This window comes from Sodalis praecaptivus, from assembly GCF_000517425.1.
Classification (GTDB): domain Bacteria; phylum Pseudomonadota; class Gammaproteobacteria; order Enterobacterales; family Enterobacteriaceae; genus Sodalis_A; species Sodalis_A praecaptivus.
The window spans coordinates 2,105,485-2,131,201 of record NZ_CP006569.1; the positions used below are offsets into that span (position 1 = coordinate 2,105,485).

General features: G+C 59.4%; 21 protein-coding genes. 15 read left to right on the plus strand and 6 right to left on the minus strand.

The annotated features are described in order from the left end of the window. Nucleotides 1-45: 45 nt before the first annotated feature. Complete coding sequence (locus tag SANT_RS09420) at nt 46-807, minus strand: YciK family oxidoreductase (RefSeq protein ID WP_025422042.1); 762 nt, start codon at nt 805-807, stop codon at nt 46-48. 77 nt (nt 808-884) lie between these two features. Here SANT_RS09420 and SANT_RS24070 point away from each other — a divergent pair, with 77 nt between their 5' ends. Next, the gene (locus SANT_RS24070; RefSeq protein WP_148296261.1) at nt 885-1,064 is read left to right on the plus strand and encodes a hypothetical protein; all 180 of its coding nucleotides are present in this window, start codon (nt 885-887) and stop codon (nt 1,062-1,064) included. A gap of 288 nt (nt 1,065-1,352) precedes the next feature. Then, a complete protein-coding gene (sohB, locus tag SANT_RS09430) occupies nt 1,353-2,399 on the plus strand; it encodes a protease SohB (protein WP_025422044.1) in 1,047 nt (348 codons plus the stop codon). Between the two features lie 474 nt (nt 2,400-2,873). On the opposite strand, the gene SANT_RS09435 is transcribed toward sohB, so the two are convergent. After that, the gene (locus SANT_RS09435) at nt 2,874-3,125 is read right to left on the minus strand and encodes a YciN family protein (protein WP_025422045.1); all 252 of its coding nucleotides are present in this window, start codon (nt 3,123-3,125) and stop codon (nt 2,874-2,876) included. Between the two features lie 419 nt (nt 3,126-3,544). Between SANT_RS09435 and topA the strand changes: the two genes are divergently transcribed. From topA to SANT_RS09460, 5 genes are all read left to right on the plus strand, one after another. Continuing rightward, nucleotides 3,545-6,133 carry a type I DNA topoisomerase gene (topA, locus tag SANT_RS09440; protein WP_025422046.1) on the plus strand — a complete coding sequence of 863 codons (2,589 nt, stop codon included), beginning with the start codon at nt 3,545-3,547 and terminating at the stop codon, nt 6,131-6,133. 198 nt (nt 6,134-6,331) lie between these two features. Then, nucleotides 6,332-7,306: an HTH-type transcriptional regulator CysB gene (cysB, locus tag SANT_RS09445; protein WP_025422047.1), complete on the plus strand. Its 975-nt coding sequence runs from the start codon at nt 6,332-6,334 to the stop codon at nt 7,304-7,306. Nucleotides 7,307-7,726: 420 nt separating this feature from the next. Then, nucleotides 7,727-10,420 carry an aconitate hydratase AcnA gene (acnA, locus tag SANT_RS09450; protein WP_025422048.1) on the plus strand — a complete coding sequence of 898 codons (2,694 nt, stop codon included), beginning with the start codon at nt 7,727-7,729 and terminating at the stop codon, nt 10,418-10,420. A 200-nt stretch (nt 10,421-10,620) separates the two neighbouring features. Further along, nucleotides 10,621-10,977: a DUF4440 domain-containing protein gene (locus tag SANT_RS09455; protein WP_025422049.1), complete on the plus strand. Its 357-nt coding sequence runs from the start codon at nt 10,621-10,623 to the stop codon at nt 10,975-10,977. A 140-nt stretch (nt 10,978-11,117) separates the two neighbouring features. Continuing rightward, on the plus strand, nt 11,118-11,573 hold the full coding sequence (locus SANT_RS09460) for a GNAT family N-acetyltransferase (RefSeq protein ID WP_025422050.1): 456 nt from the start codon (nt 11,118-11,120) through the stop codon (nt 11,571-11,573). 191 nt (nt 11,574-11,764) lie between these two features. Here SANT_RS09460 and ribA read toward each other — a convergent pair whose 3' ends face one another. After that, nucleotides 11,765-12,364, minus strand: a complete 600-nt coding sequence (gene ribA, locus SANT_RS09465; RefSeq protein ID WP_025422051.1) for a GTP cyclohydrolase II — start codon at nt 12,362-12,364, stop codon at nt 11,765-11,767. Between the two features lie 260 nt (nt 12,365-12,624). Here ribA and pgpB point away from each other — a divergent pair, with 260 nt between their 5' ends. The 5 genes from pgpB to yciH all read left to right on the plus strand — a co-directional run bounded on the left by pgpB (nt 12,625) and on the right by yciH (nt 16,329). Then, nucleotides 12,625-13,383, plus strand: coding sequence for a phosphatidylglycerophosphatase B (gene pgpB / locus SANT_RS09470; protein WP_025422052.1), 759 nt, complete (start codon nt 12,625-12,627; stop codon nt 13,381-13,383). A gap of 237 nt (nt 13,384-13,620) precedes the next feature. Further along, nucleotides 13,621-13,938, plus strand: a complete 318-nt coding sequence (locus SANT_RS09475) for a LapA family protein (RefSeq protein ID WP_025422053.1) — start codon at nt 13,621-13,623, stop codon at nt 13,936-13,938. 6 nt (nt 13,939-13,944) lie between these two features. After that, nucleotides 13,945-15,114: a lipopolysaccharide assembly protein LapB gene (gene lapB / locus SANT_RS09480; RefSeq protein WP_025422054.1), complete on the plus strand. Its 1,170-nt coding sequence runs from the start codon at nt 13,945-13,947 to the stop codon at nt 15,112-15,114. Nucleotides 15,115-15,254: 140 nt separating this feature from the next. Next, a complete protein-coding gene (gene pyrF / locus SANT_RS09485; protein ID WP_025422055.1) occupies nt 15,255-16,016 on the plus strand; it encodes an orotidine-5'-phosphate decarboxylase in 762 nt (253 codons plus the stop codon). Then, the gene (gene yciH, locus SANT_RS09490; protein WP_025422056.1) at nt 16,006-16,329 is read left to right on the plus strand and encodes a stress response translation initiation inhibitor YciH; all 324 of its coding nucleotides are present in this window, start codon (nt 16,006-16,008) and stop codon (nt 16,327-16,329) included. The genes pyrF and yciH overlap by 11 nt, the downstream gene beginning before the upstream one ends. 75 nt (nt 16,330-16,404) lie before the next feature. On the opposite strand, the gene osmB is transcribed toward yciH, so the two are convergent. Then, the gene (gene osmB / locus SANT_RS09495) at nt 16,405-16,620 is read right to left on the minus strand and encodes an osmotically-inducible lipoprotein OsmB (RefSeq protein WP_025422057.1); all 216 of its coding nucleotides are present in this window, start codon (nt 16,618-16,620) and stop codon (nt 16,405-16,407) included. A gap of 284 nt (nt 16,621-16,904) precedes the next feature. Here osmB and araD point away from each other — a divergent pair, with 284 nt between their 5' ends. Continuing rightward, nucleotides 16,905-17,600 (plus strand): L-ribulose-5-phosphate 4-epimerase, encoded by a 696-nt coding sequence (gene araD, locus SANT_RS09500; RefSeq protein WP_025422058.1) that lies wholly within the window; start codon nt 16,905-16,907, stop codon nt 17,598-17,600. A gap of 489 nt (nt 17,601-18,089) precedes the next feature. Then, nucleotides 18,090-19,109: a 2-keto-3-deoxygluconate transporter gene (gene kdgT, locus SANT_RS09505; protein ID WP_025422060.1), complete on the plus strand. Its 1,020-nt coding sequence runs from the start codon at nt 18,090-18,092 to the stop codon at nt 19,107-19,109. Between the two features lie 136 nt (nt 19,110-19,245). Here the strand turns inward: kdgT and SANT_RS09510 are convergent, their stop codons facing one another. Then, nucleotides 19,246-21,180 carry an exoribonuclease II gene (locus tag SANT_RS09510; protein ID WP_025422061.1) on the minus strand — a complete coding sequence of 645 codons (1,935 nt, stop codon included), beginning with the start codon at nt 21,178-21,180 and terminating at the stop codon, nt 19,246-19,248. 178 nt (nt 21,181-21,358) lie between these two features. Then, nucleotides 21,359-23,662 (minus strand): FdhF/YdeP family oxidoreductase, encoded by a 2,304-nt coding sequence (locus tag SANT_RS09515; RefSeq protein ID WP_025422062.1) that lies wholly within the window; start codon nt 23,660-23,662, stop codon nt 21,359-21,361. A 253-nt stretch (nt 23,663-23,915) separates the two neighbouring features. Here SANT_RS09515 and SANT_RS09520 point away from each other — a divergent pair, with 253 nt between their 5' ends. Further along, nucleotides 23,916-25,514, plus strand: coding sequence for a PTS transporter subunit EIIC (locus tag SANT_RS09520; RefSeq protein ID WP_025422063.1), 1,599 nt, complete (start codon nt 23,916-23,918; stop codon nt 25,512-25,514). Nucleotides 25,515-25,717 lie beyond the last annotated feature (203 nt).

The window sequence follows — 25,717 nt, forward strand, 5'->3', positions numbered from 1 at the left end:
TCTCCATCAAGGCCGCATCGCCGTGGCGGCAATAGCGGCCGGGTATCAGCTCGCCGGACCGGGTTTACGATCGGGCTGTGCGTCAAAGCTGATGCCGGTTTTACGCCGGCTGTCGTCGCCCATCAGGTAAAGATAGATAGGCATGATATCGGCCGGGGTTTTCAGCCGCTCCGGATCTTCAGTTGGAAACGCGTTGGCGCGCATGCCGGTACGGGTGCCGCCGGGGTTAATACAATTGACCCGCAGCGTCGATGCGGGATACTCCTCCGCCAGTACCTGCATCATCCCTTCGGTGGCGAACTTGGATACCGAATAAGCGCCCCAGTTTGCCCGGCCCTGGCGGCCCACGCTGGAGGTGCTGAAAATCAGCGACGGGTTGCTGGCTTTAAGCAGCAGCGGCAGCAGCGCTTGCGTTAGCATAAAGGTGCCGTTGATGTTCACCGCCATGACTTCTGACCAGCGCGCGGGGGTTTGCTCGGCTATGGGCACGATTTCCCCCAAAAGGCCGGCGTTGTTGAGCAAACCGTCCAGATGGGGAATTTCGTCGCTAAGACTTTGGGCCAGCCGTTGATAGGGCGCCGGCTCGGTGCAGGCCAAATCCAGCACCAATACCCGAGCCTCACGCCCGCCGGCCTCGGCGATGGCCTGTTTCACCGTGTTCAGTTTATGTTCAGTTCTACCGAGCAACAGCAACGATGCGCCGTGGCGGGCATAGGTCAGGGCCGCCTCGCGGCCTATGCCGTCACCGGCGCCGGTCACTAGAATGCGTTTATGATCCAGTAAATTACGTTTGGGCTGATAATACACGCCTCACTCCTCAGCTAGGAAACGTTGCCGCCAATCGGCGATTATCGCGGCTCCCATGGACAGACTTAGCTCTTTTTATGCCTGATCCAGCAGGGTATTTCAATCGCCGGGAATCCGATGTCGACCTCATCGACGCCGAGGCCGGGGGCATTGCCGTCACGGTGACCCGGGTTTGGCCCGCGGGTCGTGTCCCTGCCGCGGCGGCGGTGGCGACTTGGCGTCAGCGCAGGTCGCCGGACCGCCGGCTCAATCTGTAGCGGCGGTGGCCGGCTTGGCGTCTACGTATGCCGCATGACCGCCGGCCTGACCTGTAGCGGCGGTGGCCGGCTTGGCGTCTACGTATGCCGCATGACCGCAGGCCTGACCTGTAGCGGCGGTGGCCGGCTTGGCGTCAGCGTATGCCGCAGGACCGCCGGCTCAATCTGCGGCGGCGGGGGGCGGGGACCCTCGACCCCGGCGGCAATATTCTGATTTTTCAGGCGACGCGGCGCGACGCCTTGGCTAGAATAGTTGTCAACGGTTCTCATTATTAGCAAGGCGGTTTTGTGGAATTGATTTCGCTGTACGGACTTTTTCTGGCCAAAACCCTTACCGTGGTGCTGGCCATCGGCGCGCTATTACTGCTGGTGTTTGGCTTACGCATGCGGTCGCGCCAGCGCAAAGGACAGATTCACATCCAGGACCTGGGCAAACAGTATCGCGAAAGGCAGCGTGAAATGCAGCTGGCCCGGGTGGGTGACGCCGAGAAGGGCATTTGGCATAAACGGCACAAAAAGCAGGATAAAGCCGACGCCAAACAGGCCAAACTGCGGGCGAAGCGGGGTGACAACGCGGCGTCACGTTCGTGTCTGTACGTATTGGACTTCACCGGCAGTATGGATGCCGGCGAAGTGAGCTCGCTGCGCGAAGAAATTACCGCCGTGCTGTCGGTTGCCAAATCGGGAGACGAAGTGCTGCTGCGCCTGGAAAGCCCCGGCGGGGTGGTTCACGGTTACGGCCTGGCAGCATCGCAGCTTCAACGGCTGCGGGAAAAGGGCATACCGCTCACCGTGGCGGTGGACAAGGTCGCCGCCAGCGGCGGTTATATGATGGCCTGCGTTGCAGACCGCATTGTTGCGGCCCCCTTCGCCATTATTGGCTCCATCGGCGTGGTTGCCCAGATCCCCAACTTCAATCGCTTATTAAAACGTAACGATATCGATATGGAGCTACATACCGCCGGCGCCTACAAACGCACGCTGACGCTGTTTGGCGAAAATTCCCCCGCCGGACGCGAAAAGTTCCAGCAGGAGCTGAATGAAACCCACCAGTTGTTCAAGACCTTTGTTCAGCGCATGCGTCCCGCGCTGGATGTGGACGCCGTCGCCACCGGCGAACATTGGTATGGCGAGCAGGCGCAGCATTTGGGGCTGGTGGATGCTATCGGGACCAGCGACGATGTGCTTATTGAGCAATTGGCGCGCCATGAGGTAATAAGCGTGCGTTTTAGCCGGCCGAAACGCTGGATGAGCCGCTTCACCGATAGCGCCGCGTTGAGTCTGGAACAGCGGCTTCTGCGCTATTGGCAGCGCTCGCACAAGCCGCTGCTGTAACACGCTGGCCGCAGCAGGCTTGCTGCGCCGCCGCAGGCTATCGCCGCTAGAGTGACATTGGGGCCAGAGGGTTTCGCCGCACCCAGGCGGCCTGACTCTGGGCCTGGCCCCCTGCGAGGGGTGGGAAATAACTTATTGCCCGAGAAGCGGTCATTCTTATGCCGCGTTCCACGCGCTTTCGCAACGAAAGCGGCGCGCCCGGCAGGTTGAGATACTGTCTAGTTTCAACGCAAGCCTCGCGCTTCCACGCGCGAACGGCGGTTTGGCGCGCATTTCGCTTCGGCATTGCTCTCGTAAAATTTCTCATCAGGCGTAACGGGCGACGCCCCGGCAGGGCTGAATCTTTCAGCCCGGTCTTTCGTTTGATAACGCGCGCCGGCACGGGGTTTAACCCGCGTTGAATGTCGATGGCGGCCAATTGGGCCGGACGCCGGGCGTTCATGACGGCGTCGGCTGCGGCACCGGGGCGCTATATCAGTCCTCCAGATGATATTTTTCCGATAAGACGTGGGCGAGATGCTTGAACATATTAAACACGGCGGTGGTTTTCTGTGTCGGTATTCCCTGCTCATCAAGAAAAAAGTCACCGCGAAAAACCAGCACCGGCCCTTTCTGTTCCACCTCGGTGGCCAGCATTCCGTGCATATAGTCTTCATGGTCGCGAATTATCCGGTTTGCTTCTTCTAACAGACTTTTTCTGTCGATAGCGATGGTGCTGCTGTGCATATTTGTCACTCCTGTGTTAACGCATGCCCTATTGTAATACTCTGTTGTGTTTGTCGGCAAACCGACTAAGGTTTATTCGTTTAGTTTACGGTTTTGCTAATTGCGTAGCGGGTAAAACCATTTTTTCCCCCGCTTATTGGTTGCACCAGTTTTTTTATCATGTACAGTGTGGCCCTCCGCGCATCGGGTGGTTATTTTGTTACCGATTAGCGGGGAAATAAGCAGCGCCTGCCGGCGCTTATTATAAAAATAAGCGAATTAACAAGAAGTTGACCTACTGTGCTTCGGTCGTGTGAGCGCGACAAAAACAGGTTGATTTTTGGCGGCGCTGCCGCAATATAAAAAAAGAGGTATGCCCAGCCAGGGTCTGGCGCAAAAAACTTCTTATTGCAGAAGACATCACTCAGGTAAAGGTAAAAATGGGTAAAGCTCTCGTTATCGTTGAATCGCCGGCCAAAGCCAAAACGATTAATAAATATTTAGGCAAAGACTACGTGGTTAAGTCCAGCGTCGGTCACATCCGCGATTTGCCGACCAGCGGTTCAGCCAGTCAAAAGAGCGCCGACGCCAGTAAAAAGAAAAAAGGCAAACCGGACCCGCAGCGCGCGTTGGTCAACCGGATGGGTATCGATCCCTACCACGGCTGGAAAGCGCAGTATGAGATTTTGCCCGGTAAAGAGAAAGTGGTGACCGAGCTAAAAGCGCTAGCGGAAAAAGCCGATCATATCTACCTCGCAACCGACCTTGACCGCGAAGGGGAGGCGATTGCCTGGCATCTGCGGGAAGTTATCGGCGGCGATGATAAGCGTTTTAGCCGGGTGGTCTTCAATGAAATTACCCGCAACGCGATAGCTCAGGCCTTTGAACAGCCGGGCGAGCTGAATATTGACCGGGTCAACGCCCAGCAGGCGCGGCGGTTTATGGACCGTGTCGTGGGCTATATGGTCTCGCCCTTACTGTGGAAAAAAATCGCCCGTGGCCTGTCGGCTGGACGGGTCCAATCGGTGGCGGTGCGGCTGGTCGTGGAGCGCGAGCGGGAAATCAAAGCCTTTGTGCCGGAAGAGTATTGGGAACTACACGCCGATCTACAGACGGCGCAGGCGTCTCCCCTGGCGATGCAGGTAACGCATCAGCAGGAAAAACCCTTTAAGCCGGTGAATCAGCAGCAAATTCAGGCCGCGCTCGACGGGCTTGAAAATGCGGAGTATGTGGTCAGCGATCGTGACGATAAGCCAACCAGCAGCAAACCGGGGGCTCCGTTCACCACCTCAACGCTGCAGCAGGCGGCCAGCACCCGGCTGGGCTATGGCGTAAAGAAAACCATGATGTTGGCGCAGCGGCTGTATGAAGCCGGACATATTACCTATATGCGTACTGACTCCACCAATTTGAGTCAGGATGCGCTTAACATGGCGCGCGGCTATATCAGCGCGTCATTCGGCAATCCGTATTTGCCGAAACAGCCCAACGAATATGCCAGTAAAAATAACGCCCAGGAAGCGCATGAGGCGATCCGCCCCTCCGATGTCAATGCCTTGGCGGAGCAGTTGAAAGACATGGAAGCCGACGCGCAGAAACTGTATCAGCTGATCTGGCGTCAATTCGTCGCCTGTCAAATGACGCCGGCGCAATACGACTCCACGACGCTGACCGTCACCGCCGGCGAGTTTCAGCTGCGCGCCCGCGGGCGTACCCTGCGTTTCGACGGCTGGACCAAAGTGATGCCGGCGCTGCGCAAGGGCGATGAAGATCGGACCCTGCCGGCGGTGGAGGCGGGCGAGACGCTGACGCTGAGCAAGCTGCTGCCCAGCCAGCATTTCACCAAGCCGCCCGCCCGCTACAGCGAGGCTTCGCTGGTGAAAGAGCTGGAAAAACGCGGCATTGGCCGGCCGTCGACTTATGTGTCGATCATCTCCACCATTCAGGATCGCGGCTATGTCCATGCGGAAAATCGCCGTTTTTATGCGGAGAAAATGGGCGAAATCGTCACCGATCGCTTAGAAGAGAACTTCCGCGAGCTGATGAATTACGATTTTACCGCCAACATGGAGGATACCCTCGATCAGGTGGCGGCCAATCAACAGGAGTGGAAAAGCGTGCTTGACGCGTTTTTCGACAAATTCAGCCAGCAGTTGGAAAACGCCGAAAAAGATCCCGAAGAGGGCGGTATGCGGCCCAATCAAATGGTGATGACCAGCATCGATTGCCCGGTCTGCGGCCGCAAGATGGGGATTCGTACCGCCAGCACCGGCGTGTTCCTGGGCTGTTCAGGCTACGCGCTGCCGCCGAAAGAGCGCTGCAAAAACACCATTAATCTGATCCCGGAAGCGGAAACCCTGAACGTGCTTGAGGGCGACGATGCGGAAACCAACGCGCTGCGCGCGCGCCGCCGCTGCGGGAAATGCGGTACCGCGATGGACAGCTATGTCATCGACGGCCAGCGTAAACTCCACGTCTGCGGCAACAACCCGCTGTGCGACGGCTACGATATCGAACAGGGTGAGTTTCGGATCAAGGGCTACGACGGCCCGGTGGTGGAGTGTGAAAAATGCGGCGCCGATATGCACTTGAAATTGGGGCGTTTTGGCAAATACATGGCCTGCACCAACGATGACTGTAAGAACACCCGCAAGATCCTGCGCAACGGCGATGTGGCACCGCCGAAAGAAGATCCGGTGCCGCTGCCCGAGCTGCCTTGCGAGAAGTCGGACGCCTACTTTGTACTGCGTGACGGCGCGGCGGGGGTCTTTTTGGCCGCCAACACGTTCCCGAAATCCCGTGAAACCCGCGCGCCGCTGGTGGCGGAGCTGGCCCGTTTCCGCGACCGCCTGCCGGAAAAACTGCGCTATCTGGCCGATGCGCCCGTCGAGGATGACGAAGGCAATAGCACCCTGGTGCGTTTTAGCCGGAAAACCAAGCAGCAATATGTCTCGGCGGAAAAAGACGGCAAAGCCACCGGCTGGACCGCTTTCTACGTGGATGGCCACTGGCAGGTGACCAAAAAGTAACGGCGTTGCCGCCACCAAGCCAACCTCGCGGTTGGCTTTTTTTTTAATTGATAATTAAGTGATATTAAGTGTTTTTTTATGATTAAATAGTATTAGTCATAACCAACGCTTTTAAGCGCTTTCGCGGAACCGGGTGAGTCGCCTGCTCGGCGGCCTCTCGCCGTGCGTCAGGTTCAGGGTATTCGTCAGGACAAGCAAATGAAATTGCAGCAACTTCGTTATATTGTGGAAGTGGTTAACCACAACCTGAATGTCTCTTCTACCGCCGAGGGGCTCTACACCTCTCAGCCCGGCATCAGTAAGCAGGTGCGGATGCTGGAGGATGAACTCGGCGTGCAGATTTTCGCCCGCAGCGGCAAGCATCTGACCCAGGTTACGCCGGCGGGCCAGGAGATCATCCGCATCGCGCGTGAGGTGCTGTCCAAGGTCGACGCCATCAAGGCGGTGGCGGGGGAGCATACTTATCCTGATAAAGGATCGCTGTATGTGGCGACTACCCACACCCAGGCGCGCTACGCCCTGCCGGACGTGATCAAGGGGTTTATCGAGCGCTACCCGCGGGTGTCGCTGCATATGCATCAGGGTTCGCCGACCCAAATCGCCGAAGCGGTATCAAAGGGCGTCGCGGATTTCGCCATTGCCACCGAAGCGCTGCATCTGTATGACGATTTGGTGATGCTGCCCTGTTATCATTGGAATCGGGCCATCGTGGTGCTGCCGGATCATCCCCTGGCCGGTCATAAATCGCTGACGATTGACGAACTGGCGGCATATCCGCTGGTGACCTATACCTTTGGTTTTACCGGCCGTTCCGAGCTGGATACCGCCTTCAATCGCGCCGGCCTGACGCCGCGTATCGTATTCACCGCCACCGATGCGGATGTGATCAAAACCTACGTGCGCATGGGGTTGGGCGTCGGCGTTATCGCCAATATGGCGGTGAATACCCAAGCGGATCCGGATCTGGTTAAAATCAACGCCGACGATCTGTTCGCCCAGAGCACCACCAAGATTGGCTTTCGCCGCAGTACGTTCCTGCGCAGCTATATGTATGATTTTATTCATCGTTTCGCGCCACATCTGACCCGCGATGTGGTGGATACGGCGGTGGCGTTGCGTTCCAATGAAGACATCGAAGCCATGTTCAAGGACATCAAGTTACCGGTGAAGTAACTGCGCCCCCTTGATCCGCCGGTCGTCATCATTCCGGCGGAAGAGACGCGGTGTCAGGTTATGCCCCGTTGGCGGCGAGCCGCGCTAACAGCGTATCGTCCCGGTGGGAGAGACGCGGTGACATGCCATGTCCGCTTGCCGGCCAGTTGCGCCATTGTGCCGTTTGCGTTTGTGCGCAGGGGCGCCGTCTACGCCTTTATCCCCCTCGCGCCAGCGCCGCTGGCCCCGCAACTGCCGCGGCGGCGTGTTCGCAGGCCGTTTTCAGGGCCTCCCTTGGCGCCATGGCCGCGCTCACGGTTTTACCCATCGCAGCAATAATCCCTCTGTGTTATGAAAACGTTGCCGTTTGTTTGTACTATCTTTAAATGATTACCTCAACCCCAATAGGGTTATGACAATAATGATTTAGATGGAGGAGTTATGTCGTCATCAATTAAAGAAGCAAGCAGGGACCAGCTCACCGCGCATCACAAAACCTACCATTTTTATAATCTGGCGCGAGCGGCAGAACAGCTCGGACCTATCGACAAACTGCCCAAATCCATGAAAGTGCTGCTGGAAAATCTGCTGCGTCATCAGGACGGCGTCATCGTCACCGAGGCGCACCTGCGTGAAGTCGCAGGCTGGCTGAAAACCGCTCATGCCGAGGGTGAAATCGCCTATCGTCCGGCTCGTGTGTTGATGCAGGATTTTACCGGCGTGCCGGCGGTGGTGGACCTGGCGGCCATGCGTGAGGCGGTGAAGCGGTTAGGGGGGAATGTAGACAAAGTGAATCCTCTCTCGCCGGTGGATCTGGTCATCGACCATTCGGTCACCGTCGACGCCTACGGCAGCGAGGAGGCGTATGCGGAAAATAATCACCTGGAAATGTCGCGGAATTTGGAGCGCTACACCTTCCTGCGCTGGGGGCAAAATGCGTTCAGCCGGTTTCGCGTGGTGCCGCCGGAAAACGGCATCTGTCATCAGGTCAATCTGGAATACCTCGCCAAAACCGTGTGGCACGAAGAGCAGGATGGGCAAGAGATTGCCTATCCGGATACGCTGGTCGGTACCGACTCCCATACCACCATGGTCAACGGGCTCGGGGTGTTGGGCTGGGGCGTCGGCGGGATCGAGGCGGAGGCGGCCATGCTCGGCCAGCCGGTATCGATGCTAATTCCAGACGTGGTGGGCTTTAAATTGACCGGTAAACTCAATGAAGGCATCACCGCGACCGATTTGGTGCTGACCGTGACGCAAATGCTGCGTCAGCATGGCGTGGTCGGCAAATTCGTTGAATTTTACGGCGACGGACTGGATGTACTGCCGCTGGCGGACCGGGCGACTATCGCCAATATGGCGCCGGAATATGGCGCAACCTGCGGCTTCTTTCCGGTGGATGCAATAACGCTCGACTATTTACGCCTGACCGGGCGCAGCGAAGCGCAGATCGCGCTGGTGGAGGCCTACTGCAAACAGCAGGGGCTGTGGCGCCTGGCGGGTGATGAACCGGTGTTTACCAGCACCCTGGAGCTCGATATGGCAAGCGTTGTGGCCAGCCTGGCCGGCCCTCGGCGTCCCCAGGATCGCGTGGCGCTGCCGGGCGTGCCGGGTGCGTTCAAAGCCAGCGATGAATTGGCGTTGGGCAAACGCACCGAGCCGGTCGCGCAACCGTTTGAGCTGGACGGCGAAACCTACCGGCTGGATCAGGGCGCGGTGGTGATCGCCGCTATCACGTCCTGTACCAATACGTCGAATGCCAATATTTTGATGGCCGCCGGGCTACTGGCGCGTAACGCGGTGAACAAGGGGCTGCGCAGCAAACCCTGGGTAAAAACCTCTCTGGCGCCGGGCTCCAAGGTGGTGACCGATTACCTGGAAGCGGCCGGGCTGACGCCTTACCTTAATCAGTTGGGATTCAATTTGGTGGGCTACGGCTGTACCACCTGCATCGGCAACTCCGGTCCGCTGAAACCCAGTATCGAAGCCGCAATCAAAGCCGGCGATCTGACCGTGGGCGCGGTGCTTTCCGGTAACCGTAATTTCGAGGGCCGTATCCACCCGTTGGTGAAAACCAACTGGCTGGCCTCGCCGCCGCTGGTGGTGGCCTATGCGCTGGCGGGCAATATGCTGATCAATGTCAGCGAGGATCCGCTGGGCAGCGGGACCGATGGCAAACCGGTCTATTTATGCGATATCTGGCCCAGCTCGGAAGAGATCGCCCAGGCGGTCGCGCTGGTCAACAGCGCCATGTTTCACAAAGAATACGGGGAAGTCTTCACCGGCAACCGCGACTGGCGCAATATTGCGGTCAACCGCGCCCCGACGTACCATTGGCAGCCGGATTCCACTTATATTCGCCTGACGCCGTTTTTTGAAGATATGTTGCATCAGCCGAAACCGGTTGAAAATATCCGCGGCGCGCGCATTTTGGCCATGTTGGGGGATTCGGTGACCACCGACCATATATCGCCGGCGGGCAATATCAAGGTAGATAGCCCGGCGGGGCGCTATTTGCAACAACATGGCGTAAGCACGGCGGATTTTAACTCCTACGGTTCGCGGCGCGGCAATCATGAAGTGATGATGCGTGGCACCTTCGCCAATATCCGCATTCGTAACGAAATGGTGCCGGACATCGAAGGGGGCTACACCCGGCATATTCCGTCGGGAGAGGCGTTGGCGATTTACGATGCCGCCATGCGCTACGCCGCAGAGCAGATTCCCTTGGCGATCGTTGCCGGTAAAGAATATGGTTCAGGCTCCAGCCGCGATTGGGCCGCCAAGGGACCGCGGCTGCTGGGGATCCGGGTGGTGATGGCAGAAAGCTTCGAGCGGATCCATCGCTCCAACCTTATCGGGATGGGGATTTTGCCGCTGGAGTTCCCCCACGGCGAAACCCGTAAGACGCTGGGTCTGAGCGGCGATGAAACCGTCGATATTCCCAACCTGGCGGCACTCAAACCGGGCTGCGAGGTGCCGGTGACCTTTACCTGGCCTGACGGCCGTCGCCGTACTATCGATGCGCTCTGCCGCATCGATACCGGTAATGAGCTGACCTACTACCGTCATGACGGTATCCTGCACTATGTGATCCGCAATATGCTTAATGAACCGGTGGCAGACCCCGCCTAAAGCAGCCTGAACGGCACCGGGGAGGCCGCAGCAGATAGCGTTCAACGTCGCTTAAGCATCACCGGCGGCCCGCCGCCGTACTGGCGCGTAAACGTCTGTCCGCGGCGGTGCAACGCCGACAAGCATGAACGCGGCGTAAGAGGGAAACACACTCAGAGGGTGGCGTACGGCGGTGAGCAGGACGGCGTGAGGAAGGCGTGATGACCCTTGAGCATCTGAAAAAACGGGAATGCAGCCTGCACGGCGCTAGACGGCGCGATAGGGATTGGCTGGAGCAGATTCTGCATCCTGATTTCTGTGAAATTACCCGTTCGGGGACCTTGGTTGACCGCGCAGAAACGATAGCCGCGCTGGTGAGGGAAAAGGGTGCGCCGGCTATTCTCAGCGCTGATTTTACGCTGCTGAAGACGGGAGAGAACAGTGCCATACTGCGTTATCGTACGGTGTGCCCGGACGGTAGCCGCGCCGCGCTGCGCGCCTCTTATTGGCTGCGCGGCGAAGATGAGCGCTGGCACCTGGTCTTCCACCAGGGGACGCCGACGGCCGATGGCGACTAGATAATCGCGAGGGCGGCCATGACGCGCTTGGCTGTTTTCACATCACCAGATAACCTTTTTTACGGCAACGCGGTGGGTGTATCATCACGTTGTTCACCACCGGGGAAGCACAATGGCGGGCGAAGCCATAAGGGTAATGCATGTTCCACATCATCGAGGTCGATAAAAATCACAGTGCGTTAAGCGGGCTGGTCAGTGAACTGGATGCGTTTCAGAGCCAGCTTTACCCCGCCGAAAGCAATCATTGCCTGGACTTTACCACCGTTGGCGAAGAAAGTATCCGCTGCGTTATTGCCCATGATGCAGCCGGTGTTGCTGCCGGCTGTGGCGCTGTACTCTTGCAGGGTGGCGGGTTTGGCGAGATTAAACGCCTGTACATTCGCCCCGCCTACCGCGGCAGGCGGCTGGGAGAGCAACTTATCGCCCGTCTCGAAAGGCTGGCGGCAGCGGAACTCTGCCATCAATTGCGGCTTGAAACCGGTATTCACCAGCAGCCGGCTATAGCGCTGTACCGCCGCTGTGGGTATGCGCGCTGCGATGCTTTTCCGCCCTACAGGGACGATCCGTTAAGCGTGTTTATGTCTAAATCCCTGTAGGGGCGATGCCTGGTTACCCCGGCAATGTTATGGCGAGAAGGGGGCTGGGCGTTCAATAGAGGGAGAACGGGCAACGCCGGTCTGTCACTCACCGGTGGCGCGGGTCTGACGGCGACCGGCAACCGCTGTTGCCGTTTGCACTCTGCCGCGCGCCGCCTGCCGAGGCCGGCCATTGCTACCGCGCTCGGCGCCTACTCGGCGGGGCCGTTGAGCAAATGGCCCATTTTGGCGGCCTTGGTATCCAGATAGCGGGCATTTTTCGGGTTGCGGCCAACGATAAGCGGCACGCGTTCGCTGATGTTAATGCCCGCCTCGGTCAGAATCTCGACCTTTTTGGGGTTGTTGGTTAACAACCGCACTCTTTCCACGCCCAACAATTTGAACATGTCGGCGCACAGGGTGAAATCACGCTCGTCGGCGGCAAAGCCGAGCTGGTGATTGGCTTCAACCGTGTCGGCGCCCAAATCCTGCAGGGCATAGGCGCGAATTTTGTTCAATAGGCCGATATTGCGGCCTTCCTGACGATGGTAGAGCAAAATGCCGCGTCCCTCCTCGGCGATATGGCTCAGCGCCGCCTCCAGTTGGAAGCCGCAATCGCAGCGCAGGCTGAATAGGGCGTCGCCGGTAAGGCACTCGGAATGGACCCGCGATAATACCGGCGCCGGACCGGTAATATCGCCATACACCAGGGCCAGATGGTCGTGCCCGGTGGCGATTTCCTCGAAGCCGACCATCAGGAAATCTCCCCAGGGTGTCGGCAGTTTGGCCTCTGCCACACGTTTAAGCTGCATGTTGCTCTCCAAAACCCAATGATGACGCGCATCCTACTGCTTGCCGCGGTGTTTGACCAGCCTCCGCGCAGGGATGGGCGCCGTTCGGAATCCTCTGAGGGCTATTTTGCCATAAATTTACCCTATGACGGGATTTGTTGCGGTTAATTGGCGACAAATTGCGCAACCGGTACGCCGTTAGCCGTTGTTTGGGGCACTTTCTGTTAAGCTTGCCTGCGGTCGTCGCGCACCCGGGCGGCGAACGGCAAAAAGGAAATTCAATGGTTGAAATTGCAAAACGTACCGGCGCGGGCGCGCTGCTGCTGATGATTTTACCGCTACTCCTCTGGGTAAGCGGCTGGCAATGGCGCCCGGAAAGCGATTACCGCTGGCTCAAAGGGTGGTATTGGCTGACGCAAACCGTCACCTCGCCCTGGGGAACACTGACCAGCGCGCTGCTAATAGGCTGGTTTCTCTGGTGCCTGCGCTATCGTCTGAGGCCGGCGCTGGGGTTGGCGGTGATCTTGTCCGCTACGTTGCTCATCGGTCAGGGTATGAAGTCGTTTATCAAAGAGCGGGTGCAGGAGCCCAGGCCCTACGTGGTCTGGCTGGAAAAACATTATGCGCTCAACGACCGGGCGTTTTACGCGATGCCGCGCAAGGCGCGCGCCGCGGCGTTGGCGCGGGAGCTGCAACAACAGCAACTGATTCCGCCGTGGCTACAACGTCATTGGCGCGCTGAAACCGGCTTTTCCTTTCCCTCGGGCCATACGGTTTTCGCCGCCAGTTGGGCGCTGCTGGCCGTGGGTTTGCTTTGGCCGCGTCGGCACCGGGTATCCACGGTGGTGCTGATGGCGTGGGCCAGCGGCGTGATGGTTAGCCGAATGGCGCTCGGTATGCACTGGCCGCGGGATGTGGTGATGGGTATCGCCGTCGGTTGGCTGGTCATTACTCTGGCGTGTTGGCTGGTGCAGCGTTCGATCGGCGCGCTGACCCCGATACCGGAAGAAGCGCCGGATATTCGCTCGCGCAGTGAATGACGCCGCAGGCGGGGGCGTGCCCTTAGCCGGCAAAGAGAAAAGCACCGCCAGCGGTTGGGTTTTCCCTGCGTCGGCCCTATAGTAGTTATTCAGCGTGTGCATTTATTACCGCCGCCGGGAGGGAGCGGTGCCGAGCGAAGGGTAAAATTTCCTTCATTATCGGGGAAATGGTAATTTAACCGTGTCAGATGGGCTAAGCGTCTGAACATACGACTAACACGGCTTGCAGGAAATCATGTGAAATATGTTCTGATAATTTTGTTGGTGCTGGTGATTTTTATCATCTCCGTTACCTTTGGCGCGCACAACGATCAGGTGGTGACTTTCAACTATCTGCTGGCTCAGAGTCAATTTCGGGTGTCAACCCTGCTCACTTCACTGTTTGCCGCCGGCTTTGTCATCGGCTGGGTCATTTGCGGCCTGTTTTGGCTGCGCACGCGCGTTGCCTTAATGCGGGCCGAGCGCAAAGTCAAACGGCTCGAACAGCAGCTTTCGCCGTTGGAGACGGTTCCCACCGTTCCCGCCAGTACCCCAGCCGTTGCGCCTAAGGAATAACGCATTATGTTAGAACTGCTGTTTCTGTTGCTGCCCGTGGCTGCCGCCTATGGGTGGTACATGGGGCGCAGGAGCGCGCAGCAGGATAAACAGCAGGAAGCGAACCGTCTTTCCAGGGAGTATGTGGCTGGGGTGAATTTTCTCCTGTCAAATCAACAGGATAAGGCTGTGGACCTGTTCCTCGATATGTTGAAAGAGGACAGCAACGCCGTCGAGGCGCACCTGACGCTGGGGAACCTGTTCCGTTCCCGTGGCGAAGTCGATCGCGCCATTCGCATCCACCAAGCGCTGATGGAAAGTACCTCGTTAACCTTTGAGCAGCGGTTGTTGGCGATTCAGCAGCTTGGTCGTGACTACATGGCGGCCGGCTTTTACGATCGCGCTGAAGACATGTTCAGCCAGTTGGTGAACGAGGACGATTTCCGGGTTGGCGCCTTAAGCCTGCTATTGCAGATCCACCAGGCGACCAGCGAATGGTCAAAGGCGATAGACGTCGCGGAAAAGTTGGTGAAGCTCGGTAAAGAGCAGCGCCGGGAAGAGATCGCCCATTTCTACTGCGAGCTGGCGCTCCAGGCCATGGGCAGCGACGATATGGATCGCGCCGTCGCGCTTTTGAAAAAAGGGGCGGCGGCGGATAAAAATAGCGCACGGGTGTCCATCATGCGCGCCAGAATTTATATGGCGCAGCAAGATTACGCCGGCGCGGTCGGCGAATTGACGCGGGTGCTGGATCAGGATCGGGAAATGGTCAGCGAAACGCTGCCGATGCTGCAAGACTGTTATCAGGCGTTGGGACAGCCGGGCGCCTGGGCGGATTTTCTCAAACGCTGCGTAGAAGAGGATACCGGCTCGTCGGCGGAGCTGCTGTTGACCGATATTATTGAGCGTGAACAAGGCCCGGAAGCGGCGCAGGGCTATATCAACCAGCAATTGCGCCAGCATCCGACCATGCGCATGTTTCACCGCCTGATGAATTTCCACCTCAGCGAGGCGGAGGACGGTCGCGCCAAGGAGAGTTTGCAGACGCTGCGGGATATGGTCGGCGAACAGATCCACACCAAACCCCGTTACCGCTGTCAAAAATGCGGGTTCACTTCCCACAGCCTGTATTGGCACTGCCCGTCGTGTAAATCCTGGGCGTCGGTCAAGCCGATACGCGGTTTGGACGGCCAGTAACCGTCTTTCGGGGTGGCCGCCACCCCCGGCGGCGGGCGAGCCTATCGCCGCTCCCGGGCTGGGCTTTTGCGGCGCCGGCGGGTAAAATGACCGGATACTCACGGGCCTGCGATCGAGGGGCCGCCAACCAGAGATGTTTCATGACGCGCACGATGTTATCTTCCTTTTCCTCTATTGCTCCGCAGCGGGCGGGTTCGCCGGTGATTGTGGCGCTGGATTACGCCGATGCTCGCCAGGCGCTGGCGTTTGCCGACAAAGTGGCGCCGCAGCAATGCCGACTGAAAATCGGCAAAGAAATGTTTACCCTGGCGGGACCGGCGCTGGTGCGCGACCTGCAACAGCGCGGCTTCGACGTTTTCCTGGACCTGAAATTCCACGATATTCCCAATACGGTGGCCAAAGCGGTCAGCGCGGCGGCGGCGCTGGGGGTCTGGATGGTCAACGTTCACGCCAGCGGCGGCGAACGTATGATGACGGCGGCGCGGGAGGCGCTGGTGCCGTTTGGGGCTGACGCGCCCACGCTTATCGCCGTCACGGTGCTCACCAGTATGAATGATGACGATCTGAGAGGGATAGGCATTGCCGGCAGCGCGTCCGATCACGCCGTGCGGCTGGCTGTGCTGGCCAAAAAATGCGGCCTGGACGGCGTGGTCTGTTCCGCCTGGGAAGCCGCGCGGCTGAAAATCGACTGCGGCGCGGCCTTCCAATTGGTGACGCCGGGGATACGGCCCGCCGGAAGCGACGCCGGGGATCAGCGCAGGGTGATGACGCCGCAGCAGGCGCAGCGGGCGGGGGTGGATTATATGGTGATCGGGCGTCCGATTACCCAGGCGGCTGACCCCTCTGCCGCTCTGGCGGCTATCCTCCAGGAATTGCATGTCGGAGCGGTCCATGGCGAATGAAAACCGGCTGGTGTATTCCACTGACGGCGGGCGCATCAAAGCCGACGACTCCCACGCTAAGCGTGCGTCGGGGGACGGCATCGTGCGGTTGCAGCGTCAGACCAGCGGCCGAAAAGGCAAAGGGGTATGTTTGATTACCGGTCTGGATTGGGACGATGCCGCACTGCAAACGCTGGCCAGCGAGCTGAAAAAGAGATGCGGTACCGGCGGGGCGGTGAAAGAGGGGGTCATTGAAATCCAGGGCGATAAACGCGAGCTGTTAAAACAGTTATTGGAAGCGCGCGGCTTAAAGGTCAAGCTGGCGGGCGGCTAAACGGGCGCGCCCGCCCGATGCGCTATCCCAAGCGCGGCAGGTGGCGATGAGGATAGGCTTACCGGCTAACGGCTATTAATCGACCTGATGGCCGATAATCCCGCCGACGGCGGCGCCGCCAATGGTCCCCAAACCGCTGCCGTGGGTCAGCACCGAGCCGCCGATGGCCCCGGCGCCGGCGCCGATAGCGGTGTTGCGATCGCGTTTCGACCAGTTCGAGCACGCGCTCAGCGATAAAGCGAGGGTGACCGCCAGCGCCGCGGCGGCAATGCGTTTAGAGGTTGAGCTCATCATCACGTTCTCCATAGTACGGTGTTATATTGAATTACCTTGAAATAATTATAGACTTATCCGCAACATTTAGCTTGTTCAGGGTTTAATAAAAAAAGTTTATTTTTCAATATATTACCCATTTCCTCTGGGTTAAATAATCCGAAATATCGCTCCTGTTTCCAGGCTGATACGTTTCCCCCCGGTCCGATAGCAGATCCATGCCCGATCTTCAGCCGGTTTACCCATACCGGACCGGCGCAGCGGACCGGACAATAGCCTTATCGTGGGATAAGGAGAACGCCATGCTAAACAGTCTGAAACAACAGGTGCTGGAGGCGAATTTGGCGCTGCCGCAGCATCAGCTGGTCACCTTTACCTGGGGTAATGTCAGCGCGGTGGACCGCTCAGCCGGTCTGATGGTGATCAAACCGTCAGGGGTCGACTATAGCGCCATGACCCTTGAGGATATGGTCGTGGTGGAGTTGGCAAGTGGCCGGCGGGTGGAAGGCCGGCGCAAACCCTCATCCGACAGCGATACCCACCGAGCCCTCTATTTGGCGTTCGAGGCGTTGGGCGGCATTGTCCACACCCACTCCCGCCACGCCACCATTTGGGCGCAGGCGGGGCGCGATCTTCCCGCCTGGGGTACCACCCATGCCGATTATTTCTATGGTGCTGTCCCCTGTACCCGACTAATGACGGACGCTGAGATCAACGGTCGATATGAATGGGAAACCGGACAGGTGATTATCGAGACCTTTCGCCACCGGGAGCTCGATCCGGCGGCGGTGCCGGCGGTGCTGGTCAATGCTCACGGTCCATTCGCCTGGGGGAGCGATGCGCAGAACGCGGTACATAACGCCGTGGTGCTGGAAGAAATCGCCTACATGGGGATCTTTTCCCACCAGCTCAGCCCCGAACTGCCGGCCATCCAGCGCAGCCTGCTGGTGAAACACTATCTGCGTAAGCACGGCAAAGACGCCTATTACGGTCAATAATCGGTGCCTGCACGGGCCGCCACGGGATGATGATACCGTGGCGCGTGCCGGCGCCAACAGGGGATCGCCTCCTCCATCGGTGGGTGCTGGTGTTCGCCGGACACGCTGGTGCGGCAACGGCAACTCGGCGCAAGTGGGGCGCTAAAAGCGTCACCGTGTCCTGGCGTCACGCTAACCCTTTTCTGCGCGGTGTCATAGCGAACCGCCGCCACGTCTGCATGACCTTGCATACACTCCCAATCTCCCTGACGACTTCCTGCGCGGTAGGCGTTGTTGCCGTTACGGCGGGCGGAAGTCGCAACCGCCAGCGGTTTTAATAAAATAACGTATTTTAAAATTAGAAACGTTATTTCAATTATGCGGCCGATCACTGTTTCCGCCCTGATTTGCGGCTAGGTTAAGCCTACATTTCCTCCGTCTGCCGGGGGAGTCCGGCCAGCGACTGGCCATACCGCCCGCGGGCGGCCTCTGAGATAAGGTGGGATCAGAATGCAAATCAAACGTGCTATCGATAAAATCCCGGGCGGTATGATGCTTGTTCCGCTGTTCCTCGGCGCGCTATGCCACACTTTTGCGCCGGGTGCCGGCAGCTATTTCGGCTCATTTACCAATGGCCTTATCACCGGTACCGTGCCGATTCTGGCTATCTGGTTTTTTTGCATGGGCGCGTCCATCAAGCTGAGCGCCACCGGTACCGTGTTGCGCAAATCCGGCACGCTGGTGGTGACCAAAATCGCGGTGGCCTGGCTGGTGGCGGCGATCGCCTCGCGGCTTTTGCCCGCCAACGGCGTGGAGGTCGGCTTTTTTGCCGGGCTGTCGACGCTGGCGCTGGTGGCATCAATGGACATGACCAACGGCGGCTTGTACGCCTCCATTATGCAGCAGTACGGCAGCAAGGAGGAGGCAGGGGCCTTTGTGCTAATGTCGTTGGAGTCCGGGCCGCTGATGACCATGGTTATCATCGGTACGGCGGGTATCGCCTCCTTTGAGCCGCAGGTATTCGTCGGCGCGGTCTTACCTTTTATTATCGGTTTCGTGCTGGGCAATCTGGACTCGGCGCTGCGGGAATTTTTCTCCAGCGCGGTACAGACGCTGATCCCTTTCTTTGCCTTCGCGCTGGGCAATACCATCAATCTGGCGGTAATTGCCCATACCGGGTTGCTGGGCATTCTGTTGGGCTTGTTGGTGATAGTGATTACGGGTATCCCGCTGATTCTGGCCGACCGCCTCATTGGCGGCGGCGACGGAACCGCCGGCATTGCCGCCTCCAGTACCGCCGGTGCGGCGGTGGCGACGCCGGCGATTATTGCCGGCATGGCCCCGCAATTTGCGCCGATGGCGCCGGCGGCCACCGCGCTGGTGGCAACCTCGGTGATAGTCACCTCGATTCTGGTGCCGGTCATTACCGCGCTTTACTCCCGCCGCGTTAAGCGGGGTCTGCCGGCCACGGCGGGCGATAATCAGGGGATGAACGGCGGGGCGGCCGGCGCCGACCGAATGGTTCCTTGACCGGGCCGCGGCGGGCGCGTCTGCGGACGTCGTGCGGGCGCGCGTTTATCCTCTGGCCACAGGGTCGAGCGAAAAACAAACGCACCGCCTGGACGGTGCGTTAAGGAGAGCCGCCGGCGCGGTGCCGGCGGGCGGTTCAGACCGGGCGGGCAATGACCGAGCGGTTTTCCATTCTGACTTCGGCGAGGGTAACGTCTAGGGTATCGCCCTGACGGTAGCGCTCCTCGCCTTTCACCTGCACGGTGCCGGTATCCTGGCTACAGACCAGCTCATCGCGTACGCTGTGAATAAAGGGGGCGGGGATGAACGCCACCGCGCCGAAAGCCTGCAGACGCACGCGCATACCGCCGCGCGAGATATCGATTATCTCCGCAGCGAAGCGGCTGTCGCTGCCGGCTTTTGGCTGCAAGAAACGGGCATAAAGCCAATCCCCCACGTCCCGCTCCGCCATGCGGTTTTGCCGGCGCCGTTCGGCGAGGCGGATCGTCACCTCTTCACCCGGCCGTTCGGCGTCGCCGACGCCAATCAGCGCCTTCAACAGACGGTGATTGAGCATATCGCCATATTTACGGATAGGCGAGGTCCAGGTCGCGTAGGCATCCAGCCCCAGCCCGAAGTGCGGACCCGGCGCGGTGCTGACTTCAGCGAAGGTTTGGAAACGGCGGATGCGGCTGTCCAAATAGGTGGTGGGCAGGGCGTCCAGCCGCCGGCGCAGAGCGCAAAACCCTTCCAGCGTCAAAAGTTTGGCAGGCTCCACGTCGATATGATGCGCGCGCAGGATGGCTACCGCCTGATCCACCAGCAACGGATCGAAACCATGATGCACGTTATACAGCCCGTAGCCCAAACCGTCGCGCAATACGCGGGCGGCACAGACGTTGGCGGCGATCATCGCCTCCTCAATCATGCGGTTGGCGATGCGGCGCGGCTCGACGACGATGTCGTCCACATTGCCTTTCTCATCGAGCACGAAGCGATAATCGGGGCGATCCCGGAACACCAGCGCGTGATGCTGACGCCAGGCGCTGCGGGCCTGGCAAACGTCGTGCAGCAGGCGCAACTGATTGGCGATGGCATCGTTTTCCGGTTGCCACGCGCCGGTATTTTCCAGCCAGTCGGAAACATGGTCATAGGCCAGTTTGGCCTTGGATTCTACCCAAGCGGTGAAGAAACGCGCGTCATCGGCCAAGGTGCCGTCATGATGTACGGTAACGCGGCACGCCAATGCCGGACGCCGTTCGTGGGCGCGCAGTGAGCAGAGATCGTCGGATAGCGCGCGCGGCAGCATGGGAATATTGAAACCGGGCAGGTAATTGGTGAAGGCGCGCTCACGGGCGATACGGTCCAGCGGGCTGCCGGCCGGTACCCATGCGGTCGGATCGGCGATGGCGACGGTCATGATCCAGGCACCGTCCGGCGCGCTGGCCAGATGAATGGCGTCGTCCATATCTTCGGTGCTGGCGCTGTCGATGGTGATAAAATCCAGCGCGGTGAGATCGTCGCGCGCCGGTCCCTCTTGCTGCAGGGCAATTCCTTCCGGCATTTCCGGCGCGGCACGCTCAAGATTATGACGGGCGAGGGTAACCCACCACGGCGCGAAAGGGTCGTCGGCGGTGGCGACCAGCGCGGTGATTTCCGCGTAAAACTGGCGATCGCCTTTCAGTGGGTGGCGCCGCATTTCCGCGACCGCCCAATCGCCGGTTTGGAAGGTCTGGCTGACGCCGCGCTGCGGCCGCGTCGGAATAATTTCTTTAATCAGCGGGTGGTCCGGCACGACGGTCATACGCTCGTCCTTCACCTGAACCCGCCCCACAAAACGCGTCAAAAACGGCTCGATAAGCGCTTCCGGTTCCGCAATCTCCCGCTCTTTCTCCGTGCGGACCACGGCGGTGATTTTATCGCCGTGCATCACTTTTTTCATAAAGGGGGGCGGAATGAAATAGCTTTTCTGGGCGTCGACTTCGAGGAAGCCGAACCCTTTCTCTGTGCCTTTTACCACGCCTTCGACACGCGGTGTCTGAGAATGCAGTTGCTGTTTTAGCTGAGCAAGCAGCGGATTGTCTTGAAACATAATGTCCGGAAAATTGGAGTAGAGTGGGCCGAGTTGCGGCAGATAGTTTTACGCGATTCGGTCTGCGGCGGCAAGCCTACCGGCCATATGAAGGTAAAAAAACCGCCCGCGATAAACGGCGGGCGGTTTTCAGGCGAGGGGTGGAGGGGCGTGGCGGTAAGCCGGCGCGCCCTACCGATCACAGGATGCGCTGAGTGACCGACGTCACGCTCGGCGTCAGTTTGACCGGCACCGATTTGGAGGTCGGCGTGAAGGTGCCGTCGCCGAAGCTCGACAGCGGCACCAGCGGGTTGGTTTCCGGATAATAGGCCGCCAGGTTGCCGCGCGGGATGGCGTAGCTGACCGCTTTGAATCCCGTTACTTTACGGTGTACGCCGTCATGCCACAGGGTTTCGATATCGACCCGATCCCCTTCTTTCAGACCCAGCTCCGCCAGATCCTGCGGATGGATAAACACCACTTCCCGCTGACCGTAAACGCCGCGATAGCGGTCGTCCAGTCCATAAATCGTGGTATTGTACTGATCGTGGGAGCGCAGGGTTTGCAGCGTGAACGGCGCGCGCTCACCCGCCAATTGCGGCATAAGCGACGCGGGCAGGGCGGCGGCGCTGAATTGGGCCTTGCCGGTCGGCGTGGTGAAACGCAGCTCAGCGGCGGCATTGCCCAAATAAAACCCTCCCGGCGCGTCGCAGCGGCGGTTAAAATCGGTGAAGCCCGGCTGGGTGACGGCAATGTGGTCGCGGATCAGATCATAATTGCCGGCCAACGCGCGCCAGTTAAGTTTGTCCTCGCCCAATACCGCGGCGGCGATGCCGGCGACAATCGCGGTTTCGGAACGCAACTGGTCGGAAATCGGCGGGTTCACGCCCTGCGAGGCATGCACCATACTGAACGAATCCTCGACGGTGATGTACTGATCGCCGCTGGCCTGCGTGTCGCGATCGGTGCGGCCGAGCGTCGGCAGAATCAACGCGTCGTGGCCGGGAACCAGATGGCTACGGTTGAGTTTGGTGCTGATATGCACGGTCAGCGCACAGCGCTGTAGCGCGTCCTCGGTGCGCGGCGTATCCGGCGCGGCCGCCGCCAGGTTGCCGCCAAGGGTAATCAGCACCTTCACCTCATCGCGCAACATCGCCTCGATGGCCTGCACGGTATTGTGCCCTGCGCCGCGCGGCGGCGTGAAAGCGAAGTGCGCCGCCAGGCTATCTAACAGCGCCGCCGACGGTTTTTCGTCGATACCCATGGTGCGGTTGCCCTGCACGTTGCTGTGGCCGCGAACCGGGCACAATCCGGCGCCGGGTTTGCCGAGTTGGCCAAACAGCAATTGCAAATTGACGATTTCGCGCACCGTTGCCACGGAGTGTTTGTGTTGGGTGATCCCCATCGCCCAGGTGCAAATGACGCGCTTGGCGCCGCGGTAAATCTCTGCGACTTCGCGTAAATCCTGCTCGCTCAGGCCGGACTGTTGGGTTATCTGCTGCCAAGAGGTCGCGTCTACCGCGGCCAGATAATCCTCTACGCCGTGGGTGTGGGCATTGATGAAGGCGTCATCGAAAATGCCGTCCTCCCCGCGCGCCAAATGCTGGCGATGGGTCTCAAGCAGCGCCTTGACGATGCCGCGCACCGCCGCCATATCTCCCCCCAGATTGGGCTGCAGGTAGCGCGAGCTAATGCGTCCGGCTTTGGGCGTAATCACTTCCAGCGGTTTTTGCGGATCGGCGAAACGTTCAAGCCCGCGCTCGCGCAGATTGTTGAAGCTGACAATGCTGGCGCCGTGGTCGGCGGCGTGACGCAGGCTGTGCAACATGCGCGGATGGTTGGTACCGGGATTCTGGCCAAAAACGAATATCGCGTCGGCCAGCTCGAAATCGTCAAGGCGAACGGTGCCTTTACCGACGCCGATGCTTTGCTTCAGGCCGCTACCGCTGGCCTCGTGGCACATGTTGGAGCAGTCGGGGAAATTATTGGTGCCGAACATGCGGCCGAACAGCTGATAGAGATAGGAGGCTTCATTGCTGGCGCGGCCGGAGGTGTAGAGCTCCAACTGATCGGGGTGCGCCAGATCCTGCAGATGGTTGGCGATAAGGGCGAAGGCGTCCTCCCAACGGATGGGCAGGTACTTATCGCTCTCGGCGTTGTAGCGCAGCGGCTCCGTCAGTCGCCCCTGATATTCCAGAAAATAATCGCTCTGCTGGTAGAGCTGGCTGACGGTATGGCGGGCGAAAAAGGCCGCATCCACCGCCTTACGCGTGGCTTCCCAACTCACCGCCTTGGCGCCGTTTTCACAAAAGCTGAAGGTGCCATTATTATCGCCCCAGGCGCAGCCGGGGCAGTCAAAGCCTTTTGATTTATTCACGCGCAGCAGATTGCGGATGTTTTTAAAGGTTTGTTTGCTGTCCAGCACATAGCGGGTGGTGGATTCCAGGGCTCCCCAACCGCCCGCCGCGCCGTCGTAAGGTTTTATCGCAGGTTTAAATTTCATTTTAAGGTTTCGCAGATAATAACTTCGATGGGATGTTAAATTTTGTTTAACGGTTTGCTCCAATTGCGTGAAAGTTTAATCTCACCGCCGACGACCGTCTAATCGAAACGCTTTATCACGGTATAGAGCGCGGTTATTGCGCGCCAATTGTGATCTTGCTCATATTCCTGGCCACCAACCCCACCCATTGCCCTCGCCGCCGTTGACGCTGTCGCATACTGACTGAGTCGTCCAACGAGGAGTGGCCCGCGCGATGAAAGAGATAAGCAGCAAAATTCATGGGTTCGGCAAAGCGCTGATGATGCCTATTTCGGTGATCGCCGCCGCCGGGATTTTCCTGGGGCTGGCGGCGGCGATGCAAAACCCCGCGGTGACCGGCGAGGCGTTCGCCCAGTTGACATACCCGCAATGGGTTATTGGCTTCATCCGTCGGGTGGCAAGCGCGTTATTTGCCAATCTGCCGCTGTTTTTTGCCGTCGCCAGCGCAATCGGCCTGGCGCGGGAAGAGAAGCCGACCGCCGCTTTCGCCGCGGTGATAGGCTTCATCAGCCTGCATGTGGGGGTAAGCGCGTCGCTGGCGGCGCAGTCTATCACCCCGGCCACCACGACCCTGGCGGCCCTGACCGGGCGCGGCATGTCGCAGACCGAAGCGCTGATGTATGCCGCGCAGTTCACCCCCACGTTGGGTATTTTTTCTTATAATATGAGCGTCCTCGGCGGGGTGATCGCCGGCCTGGTGACGGTGGCGCTGCATAATCGCTTCTATACCGTGGTGCTGCCGACCGCCATCAGTTTTTTCGGCGGCCGCCGCTTTGTGCCTATCGTGACGGTGGTGGTGTTGCCGCTGGTGGGGCTTGGGCTTTCATTCATTTGGCCCGCCATCGGCCACGGCATTGCCTGGGTGGGGCAAGTGATTGGCAAAAGCGGCGCCTTCGGCATGCTGCTGTACGGCTTTTGCGAGCGGCTTCTGATCCCGACCGGCCTGCACCATATTTTAAACGAAACCGTGCGCTTCACCCCCATCGGCGGCATGGCCACGGCGGATCATCAGACGTTGGTCGGGGCGCTAACGATTTTTAATACCTCCCTGACCCATCCCGGTCTGCTCAGCGACGAGGTGATTCGTCACGCCACGCGCTTTTTGGCCCAAGGTAAAATCCCCACCATGATGTTCGGCTTGCCGGGGGCGGCGCTGGCGATGTATCACTGCGCGCGACCCGAGCATAAAGCACGGGTCAAGGCGCTAATGCTGGCCGGCGGCCTGGCGTCGTTCACCACCGGTATCACCGAGCCGCTGGAGTTCTGTTTTATTTTTGTCTCGCCGGTGCTGTTCATTTTCCACGCGGTGCTGAGCGGCGTCGCGTTTATGCTGATGGATATACTGCATGTGATGATTGGCAATGTGCAGGGCGGCGCCATCGATTTGGTCATTTTCGGGATGCTCGGCGGCGCCAAGACCCAGTGGTGGTATCCGGTGCTGCTGGGCGCGGTCTACTGCCCGCTGTATTATGTCGTGTTCAGCGCGGTTATCCGCCGCATGAATGTGGAAACACCGGGCCGGGAATCGGAAGAACAGACCCCGCCGGAGCAGGAAAAGCAAAGTGCCGACGAGCGGTCGCAAACCATTATCAACGGCCTGGGGGGACGGCAAAATATCGCCGACGTCGACTGCTGTTTTACCCGGCTGCGCGTACGGGTGCGCGATATGCAACAGGTGGTGGATCGCACCTTGATGCTTACCGGCGCGAGCGGCGTCAAACGTGTCAGCGGCAACGATGTGCAGGTTATCTATGGACCGCAGGTGGAGAAAATCGCCCATGACGTTAAACGGTCTCTGGGCGTAAGCCATTAGATGGCGCGGGGTTATAGGCTTGTGATTACGCGGGCGTGGCAACGCGGAGGCGACAGTCGTCCCTTACTCAGACGAGCGCGGCGCTCTGCCCGTCGGCGGCGGACGCGGTCTTCAAGCGAGGGCAGCCGCTGATTGCCCCCTGAATCGCGACGCCCGTCGCGTTGTGCGTGCTGTTGCGCCGCGGGGTTTGCACAGATCCCCCC